This window comes from Microbacterium sp. R86528 (assembly GCF_044596335.1).
GTDB lineage: Bacteria > Actinomycetota > Actinomycetes > Actinomycetales > Microbacteriaceae > Microbacterium > Microbacterium marmarense.
Genome location: NZ_CP138996.1, coordinates 2,511,027 through 2,536,753, shown reverse-complemented (window position 1 = coordinate 2,536,753; position 25,727 = coordinate 2,511,027). Strand labels below are relative to the sequence as shown.

At 61.7% G+C, this 25,727-nt stretch carries 20 protein-coding genes; 10 read left to right on the top strand and 10 right to left on the bottom strand.

Annotated features, from left to right (window positions below):
• Positions 1-74: 74 nt before the first annotated feature.
• The 5 genes from SJY18_RS11670 (at position 75) to SJY18_RS11650 (ending at position 3,637) form a co-directional block, all read left to right on the top strand.
• Positions 75-782 carry a response regulator transcription factor gene (locus SJY18_RS11670; protein WP_396667705.1) on the top strand — a complete coding sequence of 236 codons (708 nt, stop codon included), beginning with the start codon at positions 75-77 and terminating at the stop codon, positions 780-782.
• Positions 779-2,248, top strand: a complete 1,470-nt coding sequence (locus SJY18_RS11665) for a sensor histidine kinase (RefSeq protein WP_396667704.1) — start codon at positions 779-781, stop codon at positions 2,246-2,248. Before SJY18_RS11670 ends, SJY18_RS11665 begins: the two co-directional genes overlap by 4 nt.
• 114 nt (positions 2,249-2,362) lie before the next feature.
• On the top strand, positions 2,363-2,743 hold the full coding sequence (locus SJY18_RS11660; RefSeq protein WP_337337212.1) for an SHOCT domain-containing protein: 381 nt from the start codon (positions 2,363-2,365) through the stop codon (positions 2,741-2,743).
• A 113-nt stretch (positions 2,744-2,856) separates the two neighbouring features.
• Positions 2,857-3,276: a DUF6325 family protein gene (locus tag SJY18_RS11655; protein ID WP_337337211.1), complete on the top strand. Its 420-nt coding sequence runs from the start codon at positions 2,857-2,859 to the stop codon at positions 3,274-3,276.
• Positions 3,277-3,286: 10 nt separating this feature from the next.
• Positions 3,287-3,637 (top strand): SHOCT domain-containing protein, encoded by a 351-nt coding sequence (locus SJY18_RS11650; RefSeq protein WP_337337210.1) that lies wholly within the window; start codon positions 3,287-3,289, stop codon positions 3,635-3,637.
• Between the two features lie 55 nt (positions 3,638-3,692).
• Here the strand turns inward: SJY18_RS11650 and glsA are convergent, their stop codons facing one another.
• Together glsA and SJY18_RS11640 are read right to left on the bottom strand one after the other, a co-directional pair.
• Complete coding sequence (glsA, locus tag SJY18_RS11645; protein WP_396668915.1) at positions 3,693-4,652, bottom strand: glutaminase A; 960 nt, start codon at positions 4,650-4,652, stop codon at positions 3,693-3,695.
• Between the two features lie 9 nt (positions 4,653-4,661).
• Entirely contained in the window at positions 4,662-7,028 is a 2,367-nt protein-coding gene (locus tag SJY18_RS11640; RefSeq protein WP_396667703.1) for a sulfatase-like hydrolase/transferase, read from the bottom strand.
• A 132-nt stretch (positions 7,029-7,160) separates the two neighbouring features.
• On the opposite strand from SJY18_RS11640, the gene SJY18_RS11635 reads away from it, so the two are divergent.
• Positions 7,161-7,472, top strand: coding sequence for a carboxymuconolactone decarboxylase family protein (locus SJY18_RS11635; protein ID WP_396667702.1), 312 nt, complete (start codon positions 7,161-7,163; stop codon positions 7,470-7,472).
• Positions 7,473-7,492: 20 nt separating this feature from the next.
• Here the strand turns inward: SJY18_RS11635 and SJY18_RS11630 are convergent, their stop codons facing one another.
• The 3 genes from SJY18_RS11630 to SJY18_RS11620 form a co-directional block, all read right to left on the bottom strand.
• Positions 7,493-9,733 (bottom strand): LuxR C-terminal-related transcriptional regulator, encoded by a 2,241-nt coding sequence (locus SJY18_RS11630; protein ID WP_396667701.1) that lies wholly within the window; start codon positions 9,731-9,733, stop codon positions 7,493-7,495.
• Positions 9,734-9,802: 69 nt separating this feature from the next.
• Positions 9,803-10,738 (bottom strand): ion transporter, encoded by a 936-nt coding sequence (locus tag SJY18_RS11625; protein ID WP_396667700.1) that lies wholly within the window; start codon positions 10,736-10,738, stop codon positions 9,803-9,805.
• 62 nt (positions 10,739-10,800) lie between these two features.
• A complete protein-coding gene (locus SJY18_RS11620; RefSeq protein ID WP_396667699.1) occupies positions 10,801-12,078 on the bottom strand; it encodes a cation:proton antiporter in 1,278 nt (425 codons plus the stop codon).
• A gap of 124 nt (positions 12,079-12,202) precedes the next feature.
• On the opposite strand from SJY18_RS11620, the gene SJY18_RS11615 reads away from it, so the two are divergent.
• Positions 12,203-12,355: a hypothetical protein gene (locus SJY18_RS11615; RefSeq protein WP_363582586.1), complete on the top strand. Its 153-nt coding sequence runs from the start codon at positions 12,203-12,205 to the stop codon at positions 12,353-12,355.
• 14 nt (positions 12,356-12,369) lie between these two features.
• Here the strand turns inward: SJY18_RS11615 and SJY18_RS11610 are convergent, their stop codons facing one another.
• From SJY18_RS11610 to SJY18_RS11600, 3 genes are all read right to left on the bottom strand, one after another.
• A complete protein-coding gene (locus SJY18_RS11610; RefSeq protein ID WP_396667698.1) occupies positions 12,370-12,930 on the bottom strand; it encodes a histidine phosphatase family protein in 561 nt (186 codons plus the stop codon).
• A gap of 76 nt (positions 12,931-13,006) precedes the next feature.
• Complete coding sequence (gene ppsA / locus SJY18_RS11605) at positions 13,007-15,394, bottom strand: phosphoenolpyruvate synthase (RefSeq protein WP_396667697.1); 2,388 nt, start codon at positions 15,392-15,394, stop codon at positions 13,007-13,009.
• A gap of 53 nt (positions 15,395-15,447) precedes the next feature.
• A complete protein-coding gene (locus SJY18_RS11600) occupies positions 15,448-16,299 on the bottom strand; it encodes a pyruvate, water dikinase regulatory protein (RefSeq protein WP_396667696.1) in 852 nt (283 codons plus the stop codon).
• 167 nt (positions 16,300-16,466) lie between these two features.
• Here SJY18_RS11600 and SJY18_RS11595 point away from each other — a divergent pair, with 167 nt between their 5' ends.
• Positions 16,467-18,059 (top strand): Na+/H+ antiporter NhaC family protein, encoded by a 1,593-nt coding sequence (locus SJY18_RS11595; RefSeq protein ID WP_396667695.1) that lies wholly within the window; start codon positions 16,467-16,469, stop codon positions 18,057-18,059.
• A gap of 40 nt (positions 18,060-18,099) precedes the next feature.
• Here the strand turns inward: SJY18_RS11595 and SJY18_RS11590 are convergent, their stop codons facing one another.
• Positions 18,100-19,023 (bottom strand): DMT family transporter, encoded by a 924-nt coding sequence (locus SJY18_RS11590; RefSeq protein ID WP_396667694.1) that lies wholly within the window; start codon positions 19,021-19,023, stop codon positions 18,100-18,102.
• On the opposite strand from SJY18_RS11590, the gene SJY18_RS11585 reads away from it, so the two are divergent.
• Positions 19,022-20,437, top strand: coding sequence for a PLP-dependent aminotransferase family protein (locus SJY18_RS11585; protein ID WP_396667693.1), 1,416 nt, complete (start codon positions 19,022-19,024; stop codon positions 20,435-20,437). The genes SJY18_RS11590 and SJY18_RS11585 overlap by 2 nt on opposite strands.
• Positions 20,438-20,603: 166 nt before the next feature.
• On the opposite strand, the gene SJY18_RS11580 is transcribed toward SJY18_RS11585, so the two are convergent.
• Entirely contained in the window at positions 20,604-24,914 is a 4,311-nt protein-coding gene (locus SJY18_RS11580) for a carbohydrate-binding protein (RefSeq protein WP_396667692.1), read from the bottom strand.
• Between the two features lie 173 nt (positions 24,915-25,087).
• On the opposite strand from SJY18_RS11580, the gene SJY18_RS11575 reads away from it, so the two are divergent.
• Entirely contained in the window at positions 25,088-25,726 is a 639-nt protein-coding gene (locus SJY18_RS11575) for a TetR/AcrR family transcriptional regulator (RefSeq protein WP_396667691.1), read from the top strand.
• The last annotated feature ends 1 nt before the right edge of the window (position 25,727 follow it).

Genomic DNA, 25,727 nt, shown 5'->3' with positions numbered 1-25,727 from the left:
CACAGCATGCCGCTTGGTGCTGTGGCGACGCTGTGGCTGTGCTCCTCGTGATTGCACTTGCTAGGTTCAAACCCGTGACCAGTGAAACCTCTGCAACGCTTCGCCATCGCGTTCTGGTCGTTGAAGACAACGAAGCGATCAGCGACGTCGTCGTGACCGCGCTGCAATTTCAAGGTCACACCGTTTCGCACTCGGGCGACGGATTCGATGCACTGACACAACTGCGAGCCCAACCAGTCGACCTGATTGTGCTCGATGTCATGCTCCCGGGGCTCGACGGATTCGAAGTCTGCAGGCGACTTCGCTCAGCTGGCACAGATACCCCGATTCTGTTCCTCAGTGCTCGCGCTGATGCCGACGATCGCATTCGAGGATTCGCGACCGGCGGCGATGATTACCTCACCAAGCCGTTCACGGTCGACGAGTTGGTCTTTCGGGTGGCGGCAATACTGCGTCGCAGCTATCCCTCGCCTGCCCACGGCCTGCTGCAGGTGGGATCTCTGACACTCGACCCAGCAGCGTACGAAGTACGCCGAGCCGGAGTGCTGGCTGATCTTTCGGCCACTGAGCATCGCCTGCTGCAGTACCTCATGGAGAACCGTGGCGTCGTGGTGTCGAAGTCCCAGATCTTGGCCGAAGTCTGGGGAGAAGATTTCACGGGCAGCGAGAACGTTGTTGAGCTGTTCATCGGCTATCTGCGTCGCAAAGTTGATGACGGGCACCCGCCGCTCATACACACCCGGCGGGGCGTGGGCTATGTTCTGCGCGAGGGGCCACGGTGAGAAGGCTTTCTCTGCGATGGATGCTGCTGATCCCGATCGTCACCACCATCACCTTCGGCTTCATCGCTTTCGCGCTCTTTGTCGACGCTAGTGAGCGCTCACAGCGGCTCGATGAAATCGACCGCGAGCTCTCTCGCGCCGAGCTCACGCCGCTCTCAGCATTCGCCCCGGTTGATCCCAACGCACCGCTCGAACAAGGCGACCCATCATCGACTCCCCCGCTCCGTCCCACCGATGCTGCTGAGTTGTCTGATGATGCACTGCCCGTGCAGCTCGTAATGACCAGTGGCGGCGAACTGCTCGCTCAGCGGGGTGGAGTGAATCCCTTCTCGGCCGAAACGTTGACACAACTCGCCACCGAGCCGTTCGGCAGCACGCTCAGCACCGACGGATACCGAGTGCTGGTGTCACAGGAGAATGACGAACTGACACGAGTCACAGCCCTCTCGCTCAGCAGCTTCGACGCGGCCATCACGAGCTTGCGACAGGCGTTGCTCGTCGGGGGAATCGTGATCGTGATGCTTGAGGCAACAATCGTCTGGGTTGTCGCGGGGCGCCTTTCCCGACCGCTCACTGAGACCACGGCCGCAGTGAGTCGCATCGCGGCCGGTGAGCTTAACACCGTGATCAAACCGTCGGAGGGATCCCGGGAGATCGCCGAGCTCACGGCAGACCTAGGCCGCATGGTTGATCACCTGCGCGCAGCGATCGCAGCGCGGGAACAATCGACGAGCGACGCGACCCAGGCGCGCGACGATATGCGCCGACTTCTCGCCGATGTGTCACATGAGATTCGAACCCCTCTGACAGCGCTCAAGGGGTACGCCGACCTCTATGCGCAAGGCATGTTGGCCGACTCAGAAGCTCTCGATCGAGCGATGTCGCGCGTAGGCGATGAGAGCATCCGTCTCAACGAACTGGTGACCTCGATGATGCGCCTTGCGCGAGACGACAGCCCCCTGGCCGCCGAACACGAAGAAGTAGACCTCGCGGTGCTCACGTCCAACGTTGTCGATGACTTGCGCGCAGCTTTCCCTGAGCGCACCATCGAGGCGCACTTCGGCAACCCGCCATCAGCACGAGTGTCAGGCACCCCGGGCAGACTCCATCAAGCGCTACTGAATCTTGGCGCCAACGCGTGCAGCCACACGCCCCCGACTAGCCCCGTATCAATCACTGTTGCGCAGGCGAACGACATCGTTCTCGTTTCGGTTGTCGATCATGGGCCCGGCGTTCCCCTCGCGGAGCGCGAGAAGATCTTCTTGCCCTTCTACCGTTCGGATCCGTCGCGCACACGCCTGCACCACGACGGGGCTGGTCTCGGGCTTGCGGTGACCCAGCAGATCGCGGCGGAACATCGCGGGTTCGTGTCGGTTCATGAAACCGCCGGCGGCGGCGCGACCTTTGAGCTAGAGCTCCCCCTAGCCGAAGCCGAAGCCGACGCCGACGCTAGTCACGCACGCTGACACCGACATGCGCGGCGATATCATCCCATCCGCATGACGCGCATCGCACCGCGCGCTCGTAGCGTGAACAATGCATCCACTATGCGGTGCGCCCAAACTTGAAAGGTTTTGCTTATGAGCATCTGGGACTTCTTCGTCTGGTTCTTTTGGATCTACATCTTCATCACGTGCATCTGGATCTTCATCACGGTCTTCGTCGACATCTTCCGCGACCACACTCTCAACGGGTGGGGCAAGACGCTGTGGATCATCTTCTTGGTCGTGTTGCCGTTCCTTGGTGCGTTCGTGTACCTGATCGCTCGCGGCCGCAGCATGGGCGAACGCCAGATGAAGCAGTCGCGCGATGCTCAGGCAGCATCCGCCGAATACATCCGCAGCGTCGCTGCCCCGACGTCACCGTCGGCTGAAATCGAGTCGGCCAAGAAGCTGCTCGACTCGGGAGCGATCACGCAGGCAGAGTTTGACTCGCTGAAGACTCGCGCGCTCGCAAGCTAGGCACCATCATCCGGTCGGGCATGAGACATCACCCCGACCGGATGATGACAAAATCATGAATCGGGCGGATGCTGAAGAGTGTCCACAACCGCTGACCTACGGAGGTCTCGCCCATGACCACATTCGACTACGGCCCGATCGAGTTCTACACGATCGGATTCGATGGCGATCGGCCGGGTCCGGCCGTTCTGCAAGCGATCGATGACCTCGTCGCATCGGGCACCGTGAACCTGCTTGATCTGATTTTCGCGACGCGCGATGCGAATGGTGATCTCACCATCGCCGAGATCACCGACACCACCGACGATGCGGGTGTTCCGGCCCTCGATCTCGCCGGTTTGGCGAGCGAGGAAGACATCGAAGCGCTGGCCGACGCAGTTCCTGCGGGCGCGTCCGCCGCGATCCTCGTCGTAGAACTGCTGTGGGCAAAGTCGTTCGCGGCGACTCTTTACGACGCTGGCGGTTTCGTCGTGAGCCGGCAGGGCATCCCCGCTCCCCTCGTAAACGCGTACCTGTCCGAACACCTCGATTGAAGGAGACACCATGTTGCGAAGAGGTCGTCCAGGCCTGATTGGCATGGCAGCGCGCACGGCGGTTGTCGCTGGCACCGCCACGGCAGTATCAGGTGGCATGCGCTCCCGCCAAGCCAACAAAGCCAACCAAGCCGCTGAAGCTCAAGCGTGGGAAGCGCAGCAGCAACAGGCGGCGATGGATGCCGCCGCTGCGCAAGCTGTCGCCAACGCTCAGCCTGCAGCGCCCGCCCCGGCGCCCGCAGCTCCTGCTGGCGGTGGTTCAGACCTCATGGCTGAGCTCACCCAACTTGCCACGCTGCACTCGCAGGGCATTCTGTCGGATTCGGAGTTCGCAGCCGCGAAGGCGAAGCTGCTCGCATAGCGCAGTGCAAAAGTGTGAGCGCCCGATGGTTTGGGCGCTCACACTTTTCGTTGGTCTAGGACGTTGAACGGCTGCGAAACAGCCCGAGTTCCAAAGCCGTGGCGACATCTGCAATGGCTGCTTGAGCGCGCACACTGTTGCCGGCCTCATCGAGAGGCGGCGAGAAGGCCGCGATCGCAAGCTCGCCCGGCGCTACGGCAACCACGCCGCCGCCCACGCCGCTCTTGCCGGGCAACCCGACTGTGTACGCCCAATCGCCCGAGCGCGTGTACATGCCCTCCATCATCATCTCTGCGAGCAAGTGCGGCACGAGTTCGCTCTCAACGACCCTTGCACCAGACACCGGATTGACGCCGTCAAACGCCAGCGTCGCTCCCATGGTCGCCAGGTCGACCGCCGAGATCATCGTCGAGCACTGCCGCGTGTAGATCTCTACGGCTTCCATGGGGTCGCAGTGCATGGCACCGCCGCCGTAAAGCAGCCAGGCGATCGCCCGGTTGTGAAAGTTCGTCTGTTGCTCTGAACTATTCACCACCTCGCTCAGTTGCAGATCACGGCCGGTGAACTCGCTCTGCATCTTCAAGATCTGGCGCCAGCGATCCTCTGCGTCCTTTGCCACAACCAGGCTGGTCGACGCCATCGCCCCCGCATTGACCATCGGTGAAAGCGGAAGGTCGCTGTGCATTTCCAAGGCCATCACCGAGTTGAACGCCATGCCCGTGGGGTCAGCGCCCACCTTGGAATGGAACGCGTCGGGGCCGATTTGGCTCATCGCAAGAGCCATTGTGGTGAGCTTGGAAATGGACTCGATGGCAAAGTCGACGTGCGAATCGCCTGCGACGTGCACGCTGCCGTCGACGGTGACTACCGCTACCGCGAAGAGTGATGAGTCGACAGAAGCTAAATACGGAATATAGCTTGCGTTCGCACCGCCAGTATCTGAGCGATGCGCGGTGTATGCCGCCGTGACAGCGGCTGCGATCTCAGCGTCAGTAGGGGAATCCTTTTCAGCGATGGTGATCTCCTATTGCTGCGACATTGCGACGCGCAGGCGTTCCTGCGGGTCGACCATGTGGTTGTGGTCGTCATCTCCCAGGTCGATCTGCACCCAGTGGATCTTTCCCGTGAACTTGCTCGACTTCGCGTCATAGTCCGACGAGACCATGGTGCCCGTCTCGTGACCGACGTCGGTTGTCTCATCTGCGGAGAAGATCAGCGCTTGCGTCGCCGCAACCGAACCGGAACCGGTCTGTTCGCCGTCGTAGTACAGCGTGACGTCGCCGCCCTTGCCGAGTCCACCGCCCGCATAGTCGAATTCCATCCGCACCTGGTGAGTCCCGGCCGGAATGACGCCGTCGGCGACGGTGGCGAAGGAATGAATGCCGAGCACGTTGTAGACGAAGGTGAGTCGGCCGTCTTTGACGTACAGCGACCAGCCACCGAAGCGGCCGCCCTGAGCAATGATGACCCCCTCACCCCCGCCGGCCGGCACCGTGACCTCGGCCGTCACCTGGAAAGACTTGTTCTTGATGCTCACAACGCTGTTTTCAGAGAGGCGGCCCATCCCGGGGTACAGCCGCTGAGAAGTGCCGTGGATCAGCGTGGGCCTACCGGCAAGACCCGGTTCAAGACGCTCTGCACCACGGTCATCGATGGGCAACACGTTGTACTTGGTCGCTTCGATGATCCACTGCCGCTGGAGCTTCTCAAGCATCTCGGGGTTGTCGGCGACGAGGTCTCGCGCCTGGGTGTAGTCGCTCTTGCCATCGTAAAGTTCCCACACATCGTCGTCGAACGCAGGAAGGTCTGCACCGACCATCTCCCAGGGCGTGTGGTGCTTGGTGACCGCGCTCCACCCCTTGTAATAGAGGCCGCGATTGCCGAACATCTCGAAGTACTGCACGTCGTGCTTCTCCGGAGTTTCCGGATCGTTGAGGCAATAAAGCATCGACGTGCCTTCCATCGGCGACTGCTGCACACCGTTGACCATTGTCGGCTCCGGTAGTCCAGCCGCTTCAAGAATCGTCGGAGCAACGTCGATCACGTGCGTGAACTGCTCGCGCACGCCACCGGGGTCGCTGATCCCATTAGGCCAGTGCATGATGGTGCCGTTGCGCGTGCCGCCCCAGTGCGAAGCAACCTGTTTGGTCCATTGAAATGGCGTGTTCATCGCATGAGCCCAGCCCACCGCGTAGTGGTTGTAGGCCGACGCGGTGCCAAATTCGTCCATCTTCGCCTGCATGAACTCCGGCGTCTCGAGAGCCGCCAAGCCGTTGAAGTTTGCCATCTCGTTGAACGCACCGTTCAGAGTGCCTTCGGCCGAAGCCCCGTTGTCTCCGATGATGTAGTAGATGATCGTGTTGTCGAGTTCGCCCAGCTCTTCGATCACATCGACGATTCGCCCCACGTGGTGATCGGTGTGCTCCAAGAAGCCCGCGTAAACCTCCATCTCGCGCTCGAGTACCGGCTTCATGTCAGCAGGCATGTCATCCCACGCCGGGATCTCGTCGTGACGAGGGGTGAGCTCCGCATCCGGTGGGATAACACCCATCTCTTTCTGCCGAGCGAAAGTGGTCTCGCGCACGCGGTCCCAACCGCCCGCGAACTTTCCCTTGTACTTGTCCGACCACTCCTTCGGCACGTGGTGGGGCGCGTGCGTCGCGCCAGGCGCGAAGTAGACGAAGAAGGGTTTCTCGGGCATGAGCGACTTTTGCGTGCGAATCCATGTCACCGCGTTGTCGGCGAGGTCTTCGGTCATGTGGTAGCCCTCTTCGACTGTCGCCGGCGGCTCGACCGGTGTGGTGCCGTTGTAGAGCGCGGGCTCCCACTGGTTGCTTTCGCCGCCGATGAAGCCGTAGAACGTCTCGAACCCACCGCCGGCTGATGGCCATGAATCAAACGGCCCCATGGGCGACGACTGCCATACGGGCACCTCGTGGCACTTGCCGAACTGAGCAGTGGAGTATCCGTTGAGTTTCAGCGTCATTGCGAGCGGCGCTTTGGTGTTGGGACGAAGTGAACTGTTGCCGGGTGCTGAAGTCGCGGTCTCGGTGATGCTGCCCATGCCCACCGAGTGGTGGTTGCGACCGCTCAGCAGTGCAGCGCGCGTCGGGGCGCACAGTGCGGTCGTGTGGAATCGGTTGTACTTCAATCCGCCGGCCGCAAGTCGTTCAGCGTTGGGCGTGGCGCACGGGCCTCCGAAGGCGCTCGATGCGCCGAAACCGGTGTCATCAATCAGCACGATGAGAACGTTCGGCGCACCTTTGGGTGGCTGCAGTGGTTCGATCGGTGGGTACGCCGTGTCGGGGTCCTTAGCGTCGTACGTGGTCAGCCCGGGCGCCGGCCGATCAGGAATGGGCAGCATCGTGCGAGCGTGACGATCCGAAATCATGATCTCTCCTTGCATAAGGTACTGCCCCAGCAAACCATCAACCGCGTTCGCACACGTCATGCAGAGTGCATGATGCGCCGCGAATCGCAGCGCCGTAGCGTCGACCCAACACTAAATGAGGTGAGGATGCTGATGCCTACATATCGCGATCGACTGCGGTCTCTGTCAGTGAGCGACCCCACCACAGCGAGTAGCCACTCGAGGCTGCGTGGTGAGGTGACGCCGAAAACGCTGGCGCTAGCGCGACTTGCGGCTCTGGTCGCGATAGGAGGCGCTGGCGCGTCTTTCGGCGAGCACACCGACGCGGCAATCAGCGCCGGCGCGAGCCCTGACGAAATCGTCGACGTACTTGTTGGAGTGAGCGCGGTTGTCGGCGCGCCGCGGGTCGTCGATGCGGCCCCCAAAGTTGCATCAGCACTCGGCTACGACTTAGACGAATCGTAACGAGAACGCTGCGTCGCGGCTCAGGCCCCGAGCAAACCGACCTCGATCGCGCGGTTCACCGCATCCATGCGAGAAGAAACCCCTAGCTTGCGATAGATCGCGCTCACCTCGGTGCTGACGGTGTTGCGCGACACAAACAGTCGAGCGCCAATCTCTGGATACGTCAGGTGAGTTTGAAGGTAGGGCAGCAACCTCAACTCGGCCGGCGTGAGCGGTGGCCCGTTCAGCCCGTCAGACGAATGCGCGTCAAGCCGACGCTTGAATCGGGCGACCTCATCGATCAGCACGCCGAGTTTCGGCCGCTGCGCAATGATGTCGTCGATCTCACGCACGAGGTGGCGCGCCGTCGACACATCAGCCAGCGACACGTACATATACGCGGTGTGCAAGCGCAACCTCACCCCGAGGGTCGGCAGCACATGGGTGCAGATAGTGCGCACGCGCATCGCCGAGGCCAGCTCTCGCTGTGCATCCTTTGTGCGACCTTGATGCAGCGCGAACCGCGCAGCCGCCGGAAAGACCATGGCCGCGGCGGCATAGTCTTCGAGGTGGTGTTCAGAAACCGTGGTGCGCGCTCGATTCACCACTGTCTCGGCGATATCCCAGTCCCCCGCTGTCATCGCAATCAAGCCAATCTCCGCATCGCAGATCGCGCCGATCTCTCGATTGCCACCCGTGCGGGCAACCTCAGATGCTTCAGCGAAATGGGCTTTTGCTGCGCTCACATCTCCGAGCGCAAGACGCGCCTCGCCCGCGACGGCTAGCGCAAGATCGCGCCACGGACTCCACGATGGTTCTTGGGCGAGCGCGAAATCGGCATCGCGTCGCGATTGCTCGGGACCGTCAACGCACAGATACGACCGCAGCATCGCGCGACCCGAATCAAACGAGGCGGTGCCATCGGTCGGGGTTCCCTCAAACGTCGCGTGCTCGACAAGCGCCGCCCAGCGTTCAGCTTCGCGGGCCTGACCGGTAAGCGCCATGATCCACCCCGCCATGACGGCCATGGGTGGATACTCCGCAATCGCGTCATCGCCCAGCACCGACAACCAGCGTTGCACGGTGGCAACCTGACCTGATTCGTAGGTCGGCAACATAAGTTGCGCGGTGACCTGCACCGCGCGGGCGACCTCTTCTGCTTCTAACAGATGCTCCACTGCGCGCGCTGGCGAGCCATGATTCTCGTGCCAATCCGCGGCGCGCGCGTGCAGATGAGCGGCTTGTCCTGGTTCGAGGCGATCAAGCTCGCTGAGCAAGAACTCCTGAAACAGCGCGTGATAGCGAAACCATTGCCGCCGACGATCCAAACGGATCAGAAATAGACCGGATGCCTCAAGCTCAAGCAATTTCGCCTGTGAAGACGACTCGTTCAGCACGTAGTCACAGAGCGACGCAGACATCCTCGCGAGCACGGCGGTTCGACGCAGGAACTGTTGGATCGGCTCGGGTAGCGAGGCGAGCGTGGTGCGGTACAGATAGTCCGCGATGGTGAGGTCGTCTCCGGTGATTGCGGCGACATTCCCCCCGTCACGCGAAACAATCGCTGCCAGTTGCATGCCCACCGGCCAGCCCTCAGTGCGCAGCACGACCTCTCGCGACTCGTGCGGCGAGAGTTCAACCCGCGATGCCGCAAACACCTGCGTTGCGCCCGAGGCGTCAAGCGCCAAACTCTCCATACCGACCTCGACGACATCGTCATCGGCTCGCAGCCAGGCAACGTGCGGTTGTTCGTGTCGGCTTGCCGAGACGAACAGCGACCCCTCGGGCATGTTGCTGATGATCACGCTCAACACGTCATGACAGTCAGGCGACGCCAACTCGTGCAGGTCATCAATCATCAGCACGAATGGCCTGTCACTGTTTCGAAGCACAGCACCAACCAAGGGAGCCGATCGACCCAACGCGGCCGTTCCGCGACCTTGAACATCGGCAATGAGCCGGGGGTCGCCGCCGACCGAGCCGACAAAGGCCGAGATGATCAGGGCGAGAAGCGTCCCCGGGTCATCGTCGTACCGATCAAGCGATACCCATGCCACCGGCCGTTTCTCAATCGCTGCCCACTCCGCGAGCAAGCTCGACTTGCCGTAGCCAGCTGGCGCCGACACTGCAACCGCGCGCACGCGCGCAGTGCGCACCCGCTCGATAAGCTCACGCCGACTGACGAGTCCAGCGCGCGGCATCGGCACGTTCAGCTTTGTGCTCAGCAACAACGCGTCGAGATCTTCACCCCGCGCGGCATCCCCTGTTCGCAGAATCGACACCATAGGAGCCTAGGGCCTTTGCGCAAGCCACACTCAACCGGACCGCCACCAGCCGACGTTCGCGAATACTCAGCTCCGCGTCGCGAGGAGCTCGCGAAGCTCGGCCAGCGCTGCCTCAGACTGACCAAGCAACTCACGCACCCGTTCGTCACGGTCGTCACCTTCGAGATCGTCGGATCCGCCGGCTCGCATGCCTGCCGCGACGGCCCCCGACGTTGCTCCGCCGGCGACGCCCCGGGCGGTTGGCGAGCTTTCCTCTCCCTCGGCTACTTGGGCATCATCCTCTGGAGCGCCAGCAGCATCCGTCTCGGAATCATCGTCGGAACGAGACCCGAGAAACGCGTTGGCGAGATAGCCGGTGAACGTACCGAAGATACCCACACCCACAATGATGATGAGCACGCCGATCAAGCGACCTGCCTCGCTCACCGGGTACTGGTCGCCATAGCCGACCGTCGAGATCGTGACGACCGTGTACCAGAGCGCATCTGATGCGCTCGTGATGTTCGCACCCTCAACGCCATCTTCGGCTGCGAGAATCGCGAGGCTGCCGAACTGAAGCACAAAAACGCCCATGAGCAGCAGCGTCATCAACGCGCTGTCAGCGCGATCGCTCACCAGCGTGCGCAGCACGGTGCGCGCGCCGACGTCTCTCAGCAATCGCGCGACGCGCACGAGACGGAATACACGAAGGATCTTTAGCTGCGGGAACGGCAGGCTCGCAAGCAGATCTGCCCAACCGAAGGATCGGAAGAAGTACGTCGACGCCGACGCCGCCGTGGTGATGCGGTAGATGAAGTCGCCGAGAAAGATCAGGCTAAAGAGCCCATTCATCACGTTGAGCACAATGCGCATCGCTTCGTCATCGGCGAGCGCATACACCAGCACGATGTTGACGATCGATAGAAGCGAGAGAATTCCGATGAAGATCTCGTAGGCGGTGTCTTTCAACTCGGCGCGCGCCGCTTTGCGGCGCACGCCTTTGCTCTGTTTGCTCGCATTCATGGCACCAAGTCTGGACGACCTTGATCCCACCTCGCGATTCGGAGGCCCAAAAGACGTGAGCTTTACGCTTTTCCGACGTCAGAAGCACCGGGGATCTCACGTCGGCGCCGCGGCACGATGGTCGAGACCGCCTCCGCCGCATCCGGAGTTCGAGACGAGTGAGCCGAGTACCAACGGTGGTAAGCCGCCACCAGTGGGACCGATGACAATCCATGCAGCAGGATGCTGAGGGCAACCGTCACCACGACGGTCGTGAGCACGACTTCAGCTTCAGGAATTCCACGCTCAAGAGCGAGCAGAGCAAACACCAGGGATGCGAGTCCGCGAGGGCCGAACCAGCCTATGAATGCGACCGTCTGCATTCGCGCTCCACGACCGGCGAGCGCAATCGCAACCGGCAACATGCGCACGACGGTCAGGCTCAGGATCGCATAGACGACGACCTGCCAGGTGATGTGCGGGATGGCGAGCGATAGCGCCAGTGCGCCGAACGCGATCCAGGTGATCGCGGCCAAGAGATCACCCGCCTGTTCGGCAAGCATGCTGACCACCGAGCGCACAGGCCCCACCGTGTAGCCGAAAGTGATTCCACCGACAAACGCGGCGATGAACACGCTGCCGCCCAGTTGGAACGCGATGGCGTACGACAGCAACGCTGAAACCAACGCAAGAATCTGACGCCAATCGGCGGCGATCCAACCCTGACGATCGCCGAGGCGAAAGAGCAAGCCACCGAAGATGCCAGCGGCCAGCCCTGCCGCCACGCCCCAGCCGATCTGCAAGGCCATGTTCGTGAACACGGCAGTGGTGAAGCCGGTCTCGAGCTCTGCGTTGGCGATCGCAAGTGCCACCAGGAAGAACGGCACACCCAGCCCATCGTTGAGCCCGCTCTCGACATCGAGCGCCTGGCGCACGCGTGGCGGAACCGAGGTGTCTGAGATAACTTTCTGGCCAAGCGCGGCATCGGTCGGGGCAAGCATCGTCGCAAGCAGAAACGCCGAAGCAACGGCTATGCCCGGGAATACGACGAGTCCGACGCCGAATCCAACCAGAATCGACAGCGGCAGGCCGATCAACAGCAGTCGAGTCGGCCAGCTCAGTTGGCTACGCAGGGCACGCAGGTTCAATCGGGTGGCATCGCTGAACAACAACAGCGCAAGGCCCACCTCGGCGATGCGTTCGGCTGCGAGAGCTTCGAGCCGAATGTCGAGCACTTGCGGGAGCAGCAGGGCAACGAGGAGCCCAACCACCACAAAGAAGAGCGCCGAGGTGATCCCACGGCGATCCAGCGGGGATGACACCGCGCTCCACACAATGATGATGACCAGCACTGTTGTCACCGCGACCATACTGACTCCGCCCCTGGGCCTGTTCCCTGGGTTCAGTATTGCGTAGCGCGAGCACGAGATGCGCCGACCCGCTCCGCGACGCTACGATCGAACCAGAGAGAGGGTAGAGGTCGCAATGTTCGTTCTTTACATCGTTTTGTTCCTCGCGGGGTTCTATCTGTTCGGTGCCGCGTTTACCGCGGAGTATTGGCAGGGACCGATTTTCATCGCGGGAATCTTGTCGATCTCACTGGCGGTAGGAATCCTCTTCCATTGGCGCAAGTCCTAGCGAACCGCAAGCCCTCAGGTGTTCCAGCGGATCACCGCTGCTGATTCCTTCTCGTACCCCAAGATCGAGACGCTGGCGACCTCGAGGGGAAAGCTCTGCCCGAACACCAGTGGAAAGTCCAACCACGTGAGCGCCAGTACGCGAAGCGCATGGCCATGGGCGAAGCAGATTGCCTTGTCGACACCCGACTCGCGAACGCGAGTCATCACCCTCGTGAGCCGGGCTCGCACCTGGTCCTGAGATTCGCCGCCCTGGCAGCCGTTAAACCAAATTCGCCAGCCGTGATGGAGCTCGCGTATCTGATTGCTCGTCATGCCTTCGAAGTCGCCGTAGAACCACTCAGCCAGATCGTCATCGATCTGAGGATCGGCGAACCCCGCCAGTTCGGCGGTGCGACGCGCGCGCAAGCGTGGGCTGGACAACACCAGCCCAAACTCGTCGGGATTCAGGCGCGAACGCAATGAGCGCGCCTGCTCGACGCCTCGATCGGTGAGATCGAGATCGGTCACCGACGTGTGCCTGCCCGATTTGCTCCACTCCGTCTCTCCGTGGCGGACCAAATAGAGCTGTGTCATGCGGGTACTCCCTCGTTCGGCAAGATCGCGTGCAGCTACGCTAGCGCGTCCACGGCTGCCAGAATATCGGCCGGCGCTAGGCCGCACCCACGGAACTGCGCTTGGCGAGCCGGAGCCACGTTTCCACGACGGTGTCGGGGTTGAGCGACATCGATTCGATGCCCTGGTCTACCAGCCATTCGGCGAGGTCGGGGTGATCGCTCGGACCCTGTCCGCAGATGCCGACGTACTTCTCGGCCCGGCGGCATGCCTCGATAGCCATCGACAGCAGCTTGAGCACAGCAGGGTTGCGTTCATCGAACGTCTGAGCCACCAACGCGGAATCACGATCGAGGCCGAGCGTCAGCTGCGTCATGTCGTTGGAGCCAATAGAGAATCCGTCGAAGTGCTCAAGGAACTCATCGGCGAGCAGCGCGTTCGAGGGTAGCTCGCACATCATGATGACTCGCAGACCGTTGTCGCCGCGCCGCAGACCATTCTGGCCCAGCAGCTCAATAACCGACTGCGCTTCAGTCACGGTGCGCACAAACGGCACCATGATCTCGACGTTGGTCAGACCCATCTCGTCCCGCACGTACTTCAGAGCTTCGCACTCGAGGTCGAAGCACTCTCTGAAGTCTTCCGAGATGTAGCGCGAGGCTCCTCGATAACCGAGCATCGGGTTCTCTTCGTGCGGCTCATATAGTTCGCCGCCGATCAGGTTGGCGTATTCGTTCGATTTGAAGTCCGACAGACGCACGATCACCGGTTCGGGTGCGAACGCTGCCGCGAGCATCGATACCCCTTCGGCGACCCGCCTGACGAAATACTCGCGCGGTGACTCGTACGCGGCGATGCGTTCGGTGATCTCGGCCCGCAACTCAGGCTCGAGCGTGTCGTACTCCAGAAGCGCCCGTGGGTGAATGCCGATCTGTCGGTTGATCACAAACTCGAGGCGAGCAAGACCCACGCCCTTGTTCGGGAGCTTTGAGAATGCGAACGCCTGGTCGGGTGTGCCCACGTTGAGCATGATCTTGGTCGGGCTCACCGGCATGTCGTCAAGCTTGGTGATGATCTCTTCGAAGTTCAGAATGCCTTCATAGACGAAACCTGCATCGCCCTCCGCGCACGAGACCGTCACTTCGCGGCCATCCTGAAGCATGGTGGTGGCATCTCCCGTGCCCACCACCGCAGGAATGCCGAGTTCACGGGCGATGATCGCCGCGTGGCAGGTGCGCCCACCGCGGTTGGTCACGATCGCCGACGCGAGCTTCATGATCGGCTCCCAATCAGGATCGGTCATATCGGCGACAAGCACCTCGCCCTTTTTGAACGTGTCCATCTGGTCGAGTGAACTCATGACGCGCACGGCGCCAGCGCCAATCTTCTGGCCGATTGCGCGGCCGGTCGTCACAACCGGCCCGTGTTCGTGCAACGCGAAGCGTCTGGTGACGTTGCCGTCCGCCCGAGAGACGACGGTTTCAGGGCGCGCCTGCAGAACGTAGAGCTTGCCGTCAATGCCGTCTCTGCCCCATTCGATGTCCATCGGGCGCCCGTAGTGCTTTTCGATTACGAGCGCTTGGCGACCAAGCTCTTCCACTTCGGCGTCGCTAATGCTGAAGTGCGCGCGCTCCGCGACGGGCACGTCTGTGAAGACTGTGCTGCCGCCCGCGTGGCTACCATCGGCGTAGATCATCTTGATCGCCTTCTCTCCCACCGAGCGCTTCAGCACTGCGGGGCGACCTGCCTCGAGAGCTGGCTTGTAGAGGTAGAACTCATCTGGATTGACCGCGCCCTGAACGACCGCTTCGCCCAGTCCGAATGAGCTGGTGACAAAGACAGCACGGTCGAACCCTGATTCGGTATCGACGGTGAACAGCACTCCCGATGACCCGACATCTGAGCGCACCATCCGCTGCACACCTGCCGACAACGCGACGTCATGGTGGTCGAAACCGTGGTGCACGCGGTAGGCGATAGCCCGGTCGTTGTACAGCGAAGCGAACACCGAGCGAATAGCGGCCAAGACATTTTCGATACCGCTGATGTTGAGAAAAGTCTCTTGCTGACCTGCGAATGATGCGTCGGGAAGATCCTCCGCCGTCGCGCTCGAGCGCACCGCCCATGACACCGACTCAGGTTCGGGATCGTTGCTCACGAGTTGCTCGTACGCTGAGCGAATGTCTGCTTCGATCTGAGCAGGCAACGGCTGCTGTTCAATCCATTCGCGCACGGTCGCACCGACGCGAGCAAGATCGGCCACGTTGCTCACGTCCAGCGCTTCGACTGTGGTGCGAATGCGGTCGTACAAGCCATCCGCTGCGAGAAATTCGCGATAGGCGTCTGCGGTGGTGGCGAAGCCTCCAGGCACGCTGACCCCAGCATCCGAGAGATTTGAAACCATCTCGCCAAGAGACGCGTTCTTGCCTCCCACGCGGTTGACGTCTGCCATGCCGATTTCTTGGAACCAAAGGATGTTCGTCATATGAGTCTCCAAAGTGGTGTGCGTTGTGCGCGTTGGTTGAGAGAAAGGAAAGGTCAGCTACGTAGGCGCATCGACTGCATGATCACGGCCGACATCTCTTCGACTGACTTTGTGGAGGAGTTGAGGAACGGCACGCGGTTGCGTCGATACAGGTCTTCGGCTCGACGCAACTCCAAAGTGCACTGGGCAAGACTGGAGTACGTCGAATCAGGGCGACGCTCATGACGCACCTGGCTGAGTCTCAGGGGCGTCGTGGTCAGGCCGAAGCACTTTTCGACGTACCGAGCGACCGTGCTCGGCAACCCGTCAGACGGAAAGTCGTCGTCGGTCAGCGGGTAGTTGGCCACGAGTAGCCCGTATTGCAACGCGAGGTACATGGTCGTCGGGGTCTTTCCGCAACGCGAGGGAGCGATGATGATGATGTCAGCGATATCGAGCGCCCGCATGCTCTGGCCGTCGTCGTGTTCTATGGCGTATTCCACAGCTCGCATTCGCGCAAAGTAGCGTCCGATGTCTCCGACGCCGTGGTACTGCCCCAGTTGTTCAGAGGCTGTCGTGCCCAAAGATGCTTCAAGCTCGCGCAGGTGGCCGCCCAGCAGGTCGATAACTACGGCTCCCGAGCTATTGAGCTCTCGAAGAATCTCGGCCGACTTCACGGTCGCAAAGACGATGGGCTCGTTGCCCTCGCTCGCGGCTCGTTGAATCTCGCCGATCACGCGCTGTGCGCCAGCGGCCGTGTCTACGAAAGGGATGGTGTGACGCCGAAAGTTCACGCTGGGAAAATTGGCGAGCAGCGCGCTGCCGAGAGTCTCGGCGGTAATGCCAGTACTGTCAGAAACGAAGTACGCCGCGCGAGTACGCAGATCGGTTCGGCTGGTTGGTTCCGCAAGATTAGGGATATCCACTCATCCAGGCTACGAAGAATCAAACATTCATTCAGCACATCGAGCGGTTAAGAACTTGACAATTTAACAAGAGAGTAATCGGGAGCACCCGCTTGACGCCGGCCAGCTGATTGACGCGGCGCCCGGTCGTCCGATAGCTTCAGCCCCAGAAACGAGGGAGTCAACCCATGCTTGAGTCCGCACCGTGGCTGACGTTGCTTCCCCCCGTGGTCGCGATCGTCCTGGCCATCATCACGAAGAAAGTCCTGCTGAGTCTGGGCGCGGGAATCCTCGCCGCAGCACTGCTGATCGCGGAGTTCAATCTGCTTGAGACCGCGCAATTGATTTGGCAGTCTTTCGCAGTCTTGTTCTGGGATGACGGAGCACTGAACACCTGGTACATCTACATTCTGCTGTTCATCGTCTTGCTCGGCGTCATCGCCGCATTCATCATGATGTCTGGCGGCACAAAAGCGTTCGCCGACTGGGCGGTAGCGCGAATCAAAACTCGCCGCGGTGGGCAGTTTCTGCCGGCAGTCCTCGGCATCGTCATCTTCATCGACGACTACTTCAATGCCCTTGCTGTCGGCCAGATCAGTCGGCCGGTGACTGACCAGCACCACACCTCGCGCGCGAAGCTGGCCTATATCGTCGATTCCACCTCGGCTCCCGTCGCGGTGCTGGCGCCGTTTTCGAGCTGGGGCGCCTACATCATCGGCATCCTTGCGCCAATCGTGGCCGCGTCAACGCTCACAGTGAGCAGCATTGAAGCCTTCCTCGGCGCAGCCGCGTCGAACTACTACGCGATAGCCGCGGTGATGTTGGTGTGGCTCGTCATTCTCTTTCGCGCCGATCTCGGTGCGATGCGCCGCGAAGAGCGCCGCGCCATCGTCGAGGGACGCCCCTATGCCGACGGTGAGGTCGTTCCCGGTCAGCTGAGTGACGATCTGCCGGTGCACGAGCCCGGCGCCAAACGCGCGATCATCGTTCCATTCGTCGCACTGGTCATTGGCGTGTTGATCGGCATCATGTGGACTGGCTACCAGGCCACGGGCTCGTGGGATGCCGTCGAGATTCTCGCCGCCACCGACCCGAGCAGCGCCCTGATATTCGGCGGGCTGCTCGGTCTCATCTGCGCGATCTACTACTACGTTCGCTACACCAGCGAAAACCCCAAGTTCGGGTGGCACACCTTCGGCCAGGGTTGGATTGGCGGTGTAAAGGCCATGTCGCCGGCAATCGGCATCTTGGTCTTTGCTTGGATGCTCGGGGGCCTGATCGACAGCCTTGGCACCGGCGTCTTCCTGGGAGATTTGGTGGAGTCGTCGAGCCTGCCCGCGGCATGGCTCATTCCGATTGTCTTCGTGATCGCCGCTGCCATGGCATTCGCCACGGGCACTTCGTGGGGGTCGTTCGGACTGCTGCTGCCCATCGCGGGTGGCATCGTGAACTCCGTCGATGCGCCTGAACTGCTGCTGCCCATGCTTGGCGCCGTGCTCGCGGGTGCTGTTGCGGGTGATCACGCGTCACCGATCTCAGACACCACGATTCTCTCGGCGACAGGTGCGGGCTGCAACGTGATCACTCACGTGATCACCCAGCTGCCGTTCGTCGCCGTAGCCGGACTCTCGGCCGTCGCTGGCTACTCGATGCTGGCAGCCACGGGCGTCATCTGGCTCGGCTTGGTGACGACCCTCGTACTGGTGATCGCCACCGTGCTCGTCAGCAGGGTGTTTCTCAGACCGGTCGAGGTGGAATCCGCAGAGCCTGCCGTCGGCTAGGCCGCCTTCGCGGGACGGGCACCGCCCACGCTGGGTTCTGTCAGCGTCTTCGTCGACCCAGCCGAGTGCGTACCGCCAAACCTGCGCACGCGATGACCGTGATGCCGCCGAGCACGGTAGGCCAGCTGAGCTGTTCTTGAAGCAGCATCGCCGCCCACGCGATGCTCATCACCGGCTGCACGAGTTGCACCTGACTGACCTGCGCCATCGGACCAAGCGCCAGCCCTCGATACCAGGCGAAGAAGCCGAGAAACATGCTCACGACAGCAAGATAGGCAAATGCCAGCCACTGCACCGGCGTGGCGGAGAAAGCTTGTTGTGGCACCGAAGTCAGAGTCAAGACGATCATCAGCGGTGAGGCGAGCACGAGCGCCCACGACACCGTCTGCCAAGAGCCGAGCTCACGGGCCAGCAAGCCACCCTCGGCATAGCCCACCGCCGCTGCGATAACCGCGCCGAACAGCAGAAGGTCTGACCAGGTCAACCGCGGCACTCCCCCGCTCTGCAGCGCGGCGAACCCGACGGCAGCTAGGGCACCGAGGCCCGCGAACAACCAAAAGGAGCGCGTTGGGCGCTCCTTGGTGCGCAGTACAGCGGCGACGGCGGTGGCGGCCGGCAGCAGTGCGATGACGACCGCCGCGTGACTCGCCGAAGTAGTGGTGAGTGCAAACGACGTGAACATCGGAAAGCCAACCACGACGCCGGCAGCAACGACCGCCAGTCGAGCCCATTGGGCACGAGTGGGCGCCCGTTGGCGCGTGAGAAGCAGCGCGATCGTCGCCAGCAGGGCCGCAACGACCGCTCGGCCCGAGCCGATGAAGAGGGCTGGCAGGCTTTCGCCCGCGACCCTTGTGAATGGCAGGGTGAATGAGAACGCAGTGACGCCCAGCAGACCCCACCACAGCCCAGCCCGACCGGATAACAGTGGCGCGCTTTGGGCGGTAACGCTACTCTTGTCTGACATGTCTAACGATAGCACCGAGCGGATCCTCGCCGCACTGCGTGAGCGCATCGCGATAGCGTCGCCGGGTGCGCGTCTGCCGTCAAACCGTGAACTCACCGCGGAATACAGCGCGAGCCCAGTAACCGTGCAAAAAGCGATGCGCACACTGGCGACGCTCGGATTGATAGAGAGCAGACCCGGAGTCGGCACCTTCGTTCGCGCCGTGCGGAGCGCAAGCCCCGTCGACTACAGCTGGCAGACGGCAGCTCTCGGGGCGCCTCACGCTCGAATGCCAGCCCTATCGACCACCCAGCGCGGCACAGCACCCGACGCGATCGGATTGCACTCCGGCTACCCCGACAGGGATTTACTCCCCGAGCGACTCGTGCGAACCGCACTCGCACGAGCCGCACGCACCAGCGCGGCGATCACTCGTTCACCATCTGCCGGTGACGTCGATCTGCGGTCATGGTTTGCCGCGGAGCTCGCGCAGACCGCACCGGTTGAAATCACCGCCCCCTCAGCGCGCGACGTCATCATCGTTCCGGGCACGCAGAGCGGTTTGAGTTCGATCTTCCGCGCCGTAGTCGGCCCCGGCCAGCCCTTGCTGATCGAATCGCCTACGTATTGGGGTGCCATCATCGCTGCGACTCAGGCCGAAGTGGCGCTTGTGCCCGTTCCCTCCGGTCCGGACGGACCTGACCCAGAAGCGATCCAGCGGGCCTTCGAACAGAGCGGAGCGCGTGCGTTCTATGCGCAGCCGACCTACGCAAACCCGACGGGAGCGCAGTGGTCGCCTGATCAGCGCCGTGACATTCTCGAGATCACTCGCACTCAGGGGGCATTCCTGATCGAAGATGATTGGGCGCACGATTTCGCGATCGATACCAACCCCCACCCCGTGGCGGCGCACGATGACTCCGGGCATGTGATCTATTTGCGCTCGCTCACGAAGAGCACGTCACCCGCCCTGCGAGTGGGGGCGGTGATTGCCCGTGGACCCGTGCGCGAACGCATTCTCGCCGACCACGTCGCCGAGTCGATGTATGTGAGCGGGATGCTGCAGGCTGCCGCCGTCGACGTCATCACACAACCGTCGTGGAGCACGCATCTGAGGGGTCTTCGACAGCAACTCAAGGCTCGGCGTGACCTGCTCGCAGACAGCATCGAGACTCATGTGCCAGAAGCGCATATTTCCCGTCGCCCCGCGGGCGGCCTGAATCTCTGGCTCCGGCTGCCAGACGGCACCGATCTCGAGCGTCTCGTTCGCGAGTGCGAGTCGCGCGGCGTCATCATCGCCCCCGGCAGCGAGTGGTTTCCGGCCGAAGCGTCCGGTCCTCACATTCGGTTGAACTATTCAGGACCGAATCCCGAGCGCTTCCCCGAGGCGTCCGAGATCATCGGCTCTGTGTTGCGCAAGTACGGTGTGGTTTGACCAGTTCGCCGCATAACGACATCGGCTAGTCGCGCGATCTCATTCATGTGTGACGGCTCACACAGTTGCGAAACGAGGGCGTTCGAGTAGCACCGCGACGGCAACCTTTCTCGAAGAACTATGGCCGGGCCGCGTTTCGCGACCCGGCCATAGTTCACCTCAGGTGTTAGTAGCTGCCGAGGTCTTGCCAGACGCTCGCGCCGGGGGTCGCGTTGCGGGTCCACCACTTCGCTTTCCAGACGTGACCGTTGTGAGCAACAACCTCACCACCGGTGTACACCCACGACGCGGTCCACTCACGAACACCCGTGCCTGCTGCCGGCACCAGGTCACCCTGTTGCATCCACGAACCCGTCGTTGACGTACCCGGCTCACTGTTGCGCGTCCACCACTGCGCCACATACGTTGCCCCGTTATACGTGACTTCGTCACCGGTGTTGTAGACCACGCTCGCATCCCACACCGGCGCTGCCGGAGCAGGCTCCACCAGAGTGAACATCAACTCGGTGGTGTTGCCCGCCACATCGAACACGACCACAGTGTTCTCACCCAACACCGCACCAAACGTGCCCGGAACAATACCGTTCACATCCGACCACTTCGCGTTGGTGAGATCCTTCACCGTCCCATTGATCTCCACCCGATCAACCAGACCCGCATCAAACAACTTCAGGCTCAACTTCTCATACCCCGAAGCCGCATCACCGATCGTGAACTCATCACCAGACTTCACCGTCACCGTCGGCACCGTGGCATCAATCGTGAACGACACCACACCCGTCGACGAGATGTTCCCCGCCACATCCGACGCGTTGTACTTCATCGAATACGAACCATCCGGCAAAGACACCGTCGCCGAGTGCGAGAACTCCGTCGCCCCATCCGCCACAGACTGCGTGCTCTTCACCAACACACCATCCTTATAGATGTTCGCCACCACACGATGCAGCCCCGCGTTATCTGTCGCATCCACCTTCACCGACAACTCCTGGAACGGACCAGCCGTCGAAGGCGACACCAACACCACCACCGGACGCTCAGTATCAACAGGTGTCGTGTCGACGGTTGCGACCTCGACACTTACTGACGCCGAGATCCCAGCGACTGTGGCGGTCAGCATATGGGTACCGGCATCGGTGAACGAAACGGTCAGCCCATCGATGGCATCGGTCGCGACATCACTGCTCACCGTGACATCCTCGCCATCAACCAATACTGCATTGCCGTGTTCATCAGAGCCCGAAACGGTGAGGCTGACAGACTCGCCCTGATCGACACTCGCAGACGACGCCTCGACACTCAGCGACGCCAGGTCAGCTGCTACGACCTCCACGTCGACCGTTTCGCTCACGCCGTTCACTGTCGCGGTGAACGTGTGAGTTCCAGCCTCGGTGACCGTTGCGGTCGTTCCCGTTATCACGTCGCTGCCGACGTTGCTCGACACGACGACATCCTCGCCATCAACAGCCATCGCATTGCCGTAGTTGTCTTCGCCTGACACTGCGAACTCAACGGCATCACCCGCGACGACAGATGAGGGTGACGCGACGACCTCGAGTGACTGCAGCACTCCAGCCGGTACATCTGGAGTGATGCTGAAGTTGGTGAAGTCGGCACGGCCGTAGACGCTGACGTCGTGCGAGACGTGGACGAGCCCCGCGTCTTGCTTGGCATCAGCGGTCGTGAGGGTCTCCGACCCGATTGCGGTCCACGTCGCTCCGTCATCCTTCGAGTACTTTGCCTGTACGACATCTCCGTTGCGAACCAATTGAAGACTGACAGGCGCGGTCACGCCACCAACAGTGGTGTTGCGATCAAGCAACCCGTTGTTGTCACGGTCGACGCTGAAGATCACTCCCTTAGCCGGAGTGACCACCAGAATCGCGTAGCCACCAGCCGAACGAGCCTGAGAAACGTCGTTGCGAATGACGAGGCCGCTCTTCGTCCAATCATTGACACGGTCGTGGCTCGTGACCTTGGCAGTCATGGTCGTGCCGTCGCCGAAGGAGTCCTCGGCATAGATTGCCGCGAAGTCGTCGTCGCTCTGGTTGACGCCCCACATGTCTGCGCCAGCCTCCCAGAGAGCGAACTCGTCACCCTTCTGGCCCGCGAGATAGGCGCCGTTTCCGGTCGAGAGGAATGGCGCGCGAATGGTGCCACCAACGCTGACCGTCGCGATCTCAGATGCGGCGACCGAATCCGAGTTCACTTGCACTTCGATGTCAGCGGTATCGATCGCGTCAGTCAGCTCGGCTGGCGTCGCAATCGACCATCGCTGGACGGCCGCGGTTCCGACAGGCAGCGTGGCGGGCACATCGTCGAGCGACGTGGCCGACCAGCCGCTTGGCGCAGTCGCGGAGAGGGTAAGACCGGTGTGATCAGCCGCAAGGTCTTCGAATGACGCTGTGACAATTGTCTGGCCAGAGACGACCTCCGAAGAGGTGTCGAGGCAGGCACTGCCGGGACGTGATGCGTCACCCGAGGGGCGCAACTCTGCGGAGACACCAGCGTTGTAACGAATGTTCGTGATCTCACACGAGACCACGTCGGACGGAGTGAAGGTCGTCGCCTCGACCAACGTGTTGCGATTGGCGCGAACGATCGTGTTGCCCTCTGAGATCCAGTTGCCCGAGCCCGAGAGGTTTGCCGTATTCGGCGCACGGAAGTTCGCTCCCCACCAGTCACCGCTGATTGCCACGTTGTTGTTGAAGGTCAAGTCTCGCGAGCCCTCGTCGGGATAAAACGCTCGGTTGCGAGGCTCAACGATGTAGTTCTCCGACCACTCGCTGCCAGGGTTTGCCGACAGGTTGTAGAAACCGCCAAGGTCGGTGTGCTTCAGGCCGTAGCGCGCGGTGTAGTTCGCGGTGATCAAGTTATTCTTGGCCACGGTAGGCGTGGTGAAGATGGGCTGGTAGTCATACAACCCGCGTTCGGCGTAGTCCGAGCTGCCGCCGACGTCGTTCGCTCCCCAGCCATAGCCTGTATTGATCGCACCGTAGGGCATATCAGTGACATCGTTGTGTTCGATTATCGAGTCTGCGGTGTAGGTCATCAAGATGCCCGCCGCACTGGTGTAAGTGTCTGCACTGTCCCAGATGCGGTTCTGCGAGACGGTGATCTCTGACACGGTCATCCGCTCAACCGTTGCGTCGCTCACTGCGGGGTCGCGCGTTCCATCTTCGAGTGTGCCCGGGTGGTGCGCCTGCTGCTCAATGCCACCAATGGTGAGAGCGTTCGAGCCGATCTCGGTGAACGTCGAAGCTGTTACAGAGATGCGCTGAGTGGCGAGCCCGACTCCCGAATCGTTCGCGGTGGCGTCGTTGCCAATGCCCAGCCCGCTGGCCCCTAGTCCAACGAAATGAGAACCATCGATTGAGATATCAGTGGCGGCAGAGATCTGCACAGCTGAAGGGACTTGCTTCCAATCCGGACGAGTTGATTCAAAACCACCGGGATAGTCATCTTCGGGGTAGTCGTCACCGACAGAAAGGTAACCGCCCGTCTGCTGATCGACATACCCGCCGGTCTCGGTCGGTGTGTTCCAGGTGGCCCCGGAGAAGGTCACACCGGTGATGCTGATGTCATGAGCCTGGCTGTCGGCAGAACTGCCGCTGATCGAGACGAGTGTCTCGAGTCGGGGCAACTCAACGTCGGCAACTGACATGTCAACTGAGGCTGCAGGCTTGTAGTACAGAAGGTCAGCTTCGGTGTCGAGGAACCATTCGTCGCTGGCATCGAGGAACGCCAGTGCATTCTCGGCGTAGAAGCCACCTTCATGGAAGGGCGTCTTGAGGGTGTCCCAACCCCAGGTGTTGTTCTTCCATGCGGGATTCACCATGAGGAGCGTGGCTCCGTCATCGCTCAGCGAGTCGACCCTGCTATAGCGATCGGTGAACGAGTTGACTCCGCGAATCTCGACATGCGCGAGCTCTGCAGGAGTGAGGGCGGAGAGGAAGCCCATGTTGCTCGTCATCTGCAAGCCCTCGGCGACGAATGCGGATTGCGCGGGCCGAGTGAACTTTGTTTGCGCCCGCACCGCACTAGTGCCGTTGACATAGAGGTTCCTTGATTCTGCGTCCGCGGCAACGGGTGCCGAGTAGATGCCAGTCGCGGCGTCCAGCGTCCAGTCGGTGACCGCGTCAGAACCGGAGAGCACCGGTGAAGCGCCAGCGGCGGCGGTCCAGCTAACCTGAAATCCGTTGGTTCCCGAGTCTTCTTCGGTGAGCTCGAGCGTCTCCGCGAGGCGGTACGTGCCGTCAGCGAGAATGACCTGAATGTCGGCGGTCATGGTCTCATTGCTCGCACGCACGAGGTCTCGAGCGCGCGTGATGGATGCTGGGTCACTTGCGGTGCCAGCTGCGGAGTCACCGCCATTCGGCGCTGCATAGATCAGCAAATCCGCTTCTTCTGCGGATGCCGCAGAGAAGGGCACGGCCGCGGCGGCAAGAGTAAGGGCTGCGGTCGCGATGCAACTCACGACTGTGCGCCCTCTCATTTTTCGCTGGGACTGGTCGACGTCACGTAACACTGCATCTCCTTCGATCCGGTGGGCATGCCGGCAACAATGCCGGAACACACTGACGGTATCAGACGTATGATGACTGACGCCATACTTAATTGCCGATTGCGTTGTCTCAATATGATGAGAACGTGACATCTTCTTCGCCGGACGCTCCGCGCCAACGCGGCAACTATGCGAAGGGTGTTGCTCGACGGCAAGAGATTCTCGACCGAGCAATCGAAGTGTTTGCGCAACGCGGGGCACAACGAACGAGCCTGCGAGCGATCGCACAAGAGGTGGGTGTCACGCATGCCGCGCTCACCCACTATTTCGGGTCACTCGAGGAACTTCTGGTCGCTGTCTATACCGAATCGCAACGACGCAGCGACGATGAGAAGCAGGAGTCGCCCGACGCGACCCCCGCCGAAGCAATGCGCGTATCGGCGAAGCGCAACCGGGAGATTCCCGGCATGGTGCAGCTCTACTCAATGTTGGTAGCCACCGCACTCGAAGAGAATCATCCTGCCGCCCAAGAGTTCGCGACCGAGCGATTCGCGCGCCTGCGCGCTGACCTGACCGAGCGCGTGACGAACCTGCAGGCCGCGGGTCGGTTGCGCGCAGATGTTGACGCATCTCTGGTTGCGGCACTCGTGATTGCGGCATCCGATGGCCTGCAAACCCAGTGGCTACTCGAGCCTTCCCTCGATCACGAGGCAGCTCTGGCCATGCTCGACCTGCTGCTGACAGGCCCGGTGGCGTCCGATTCCTCGGACACCACCGACCACTGAA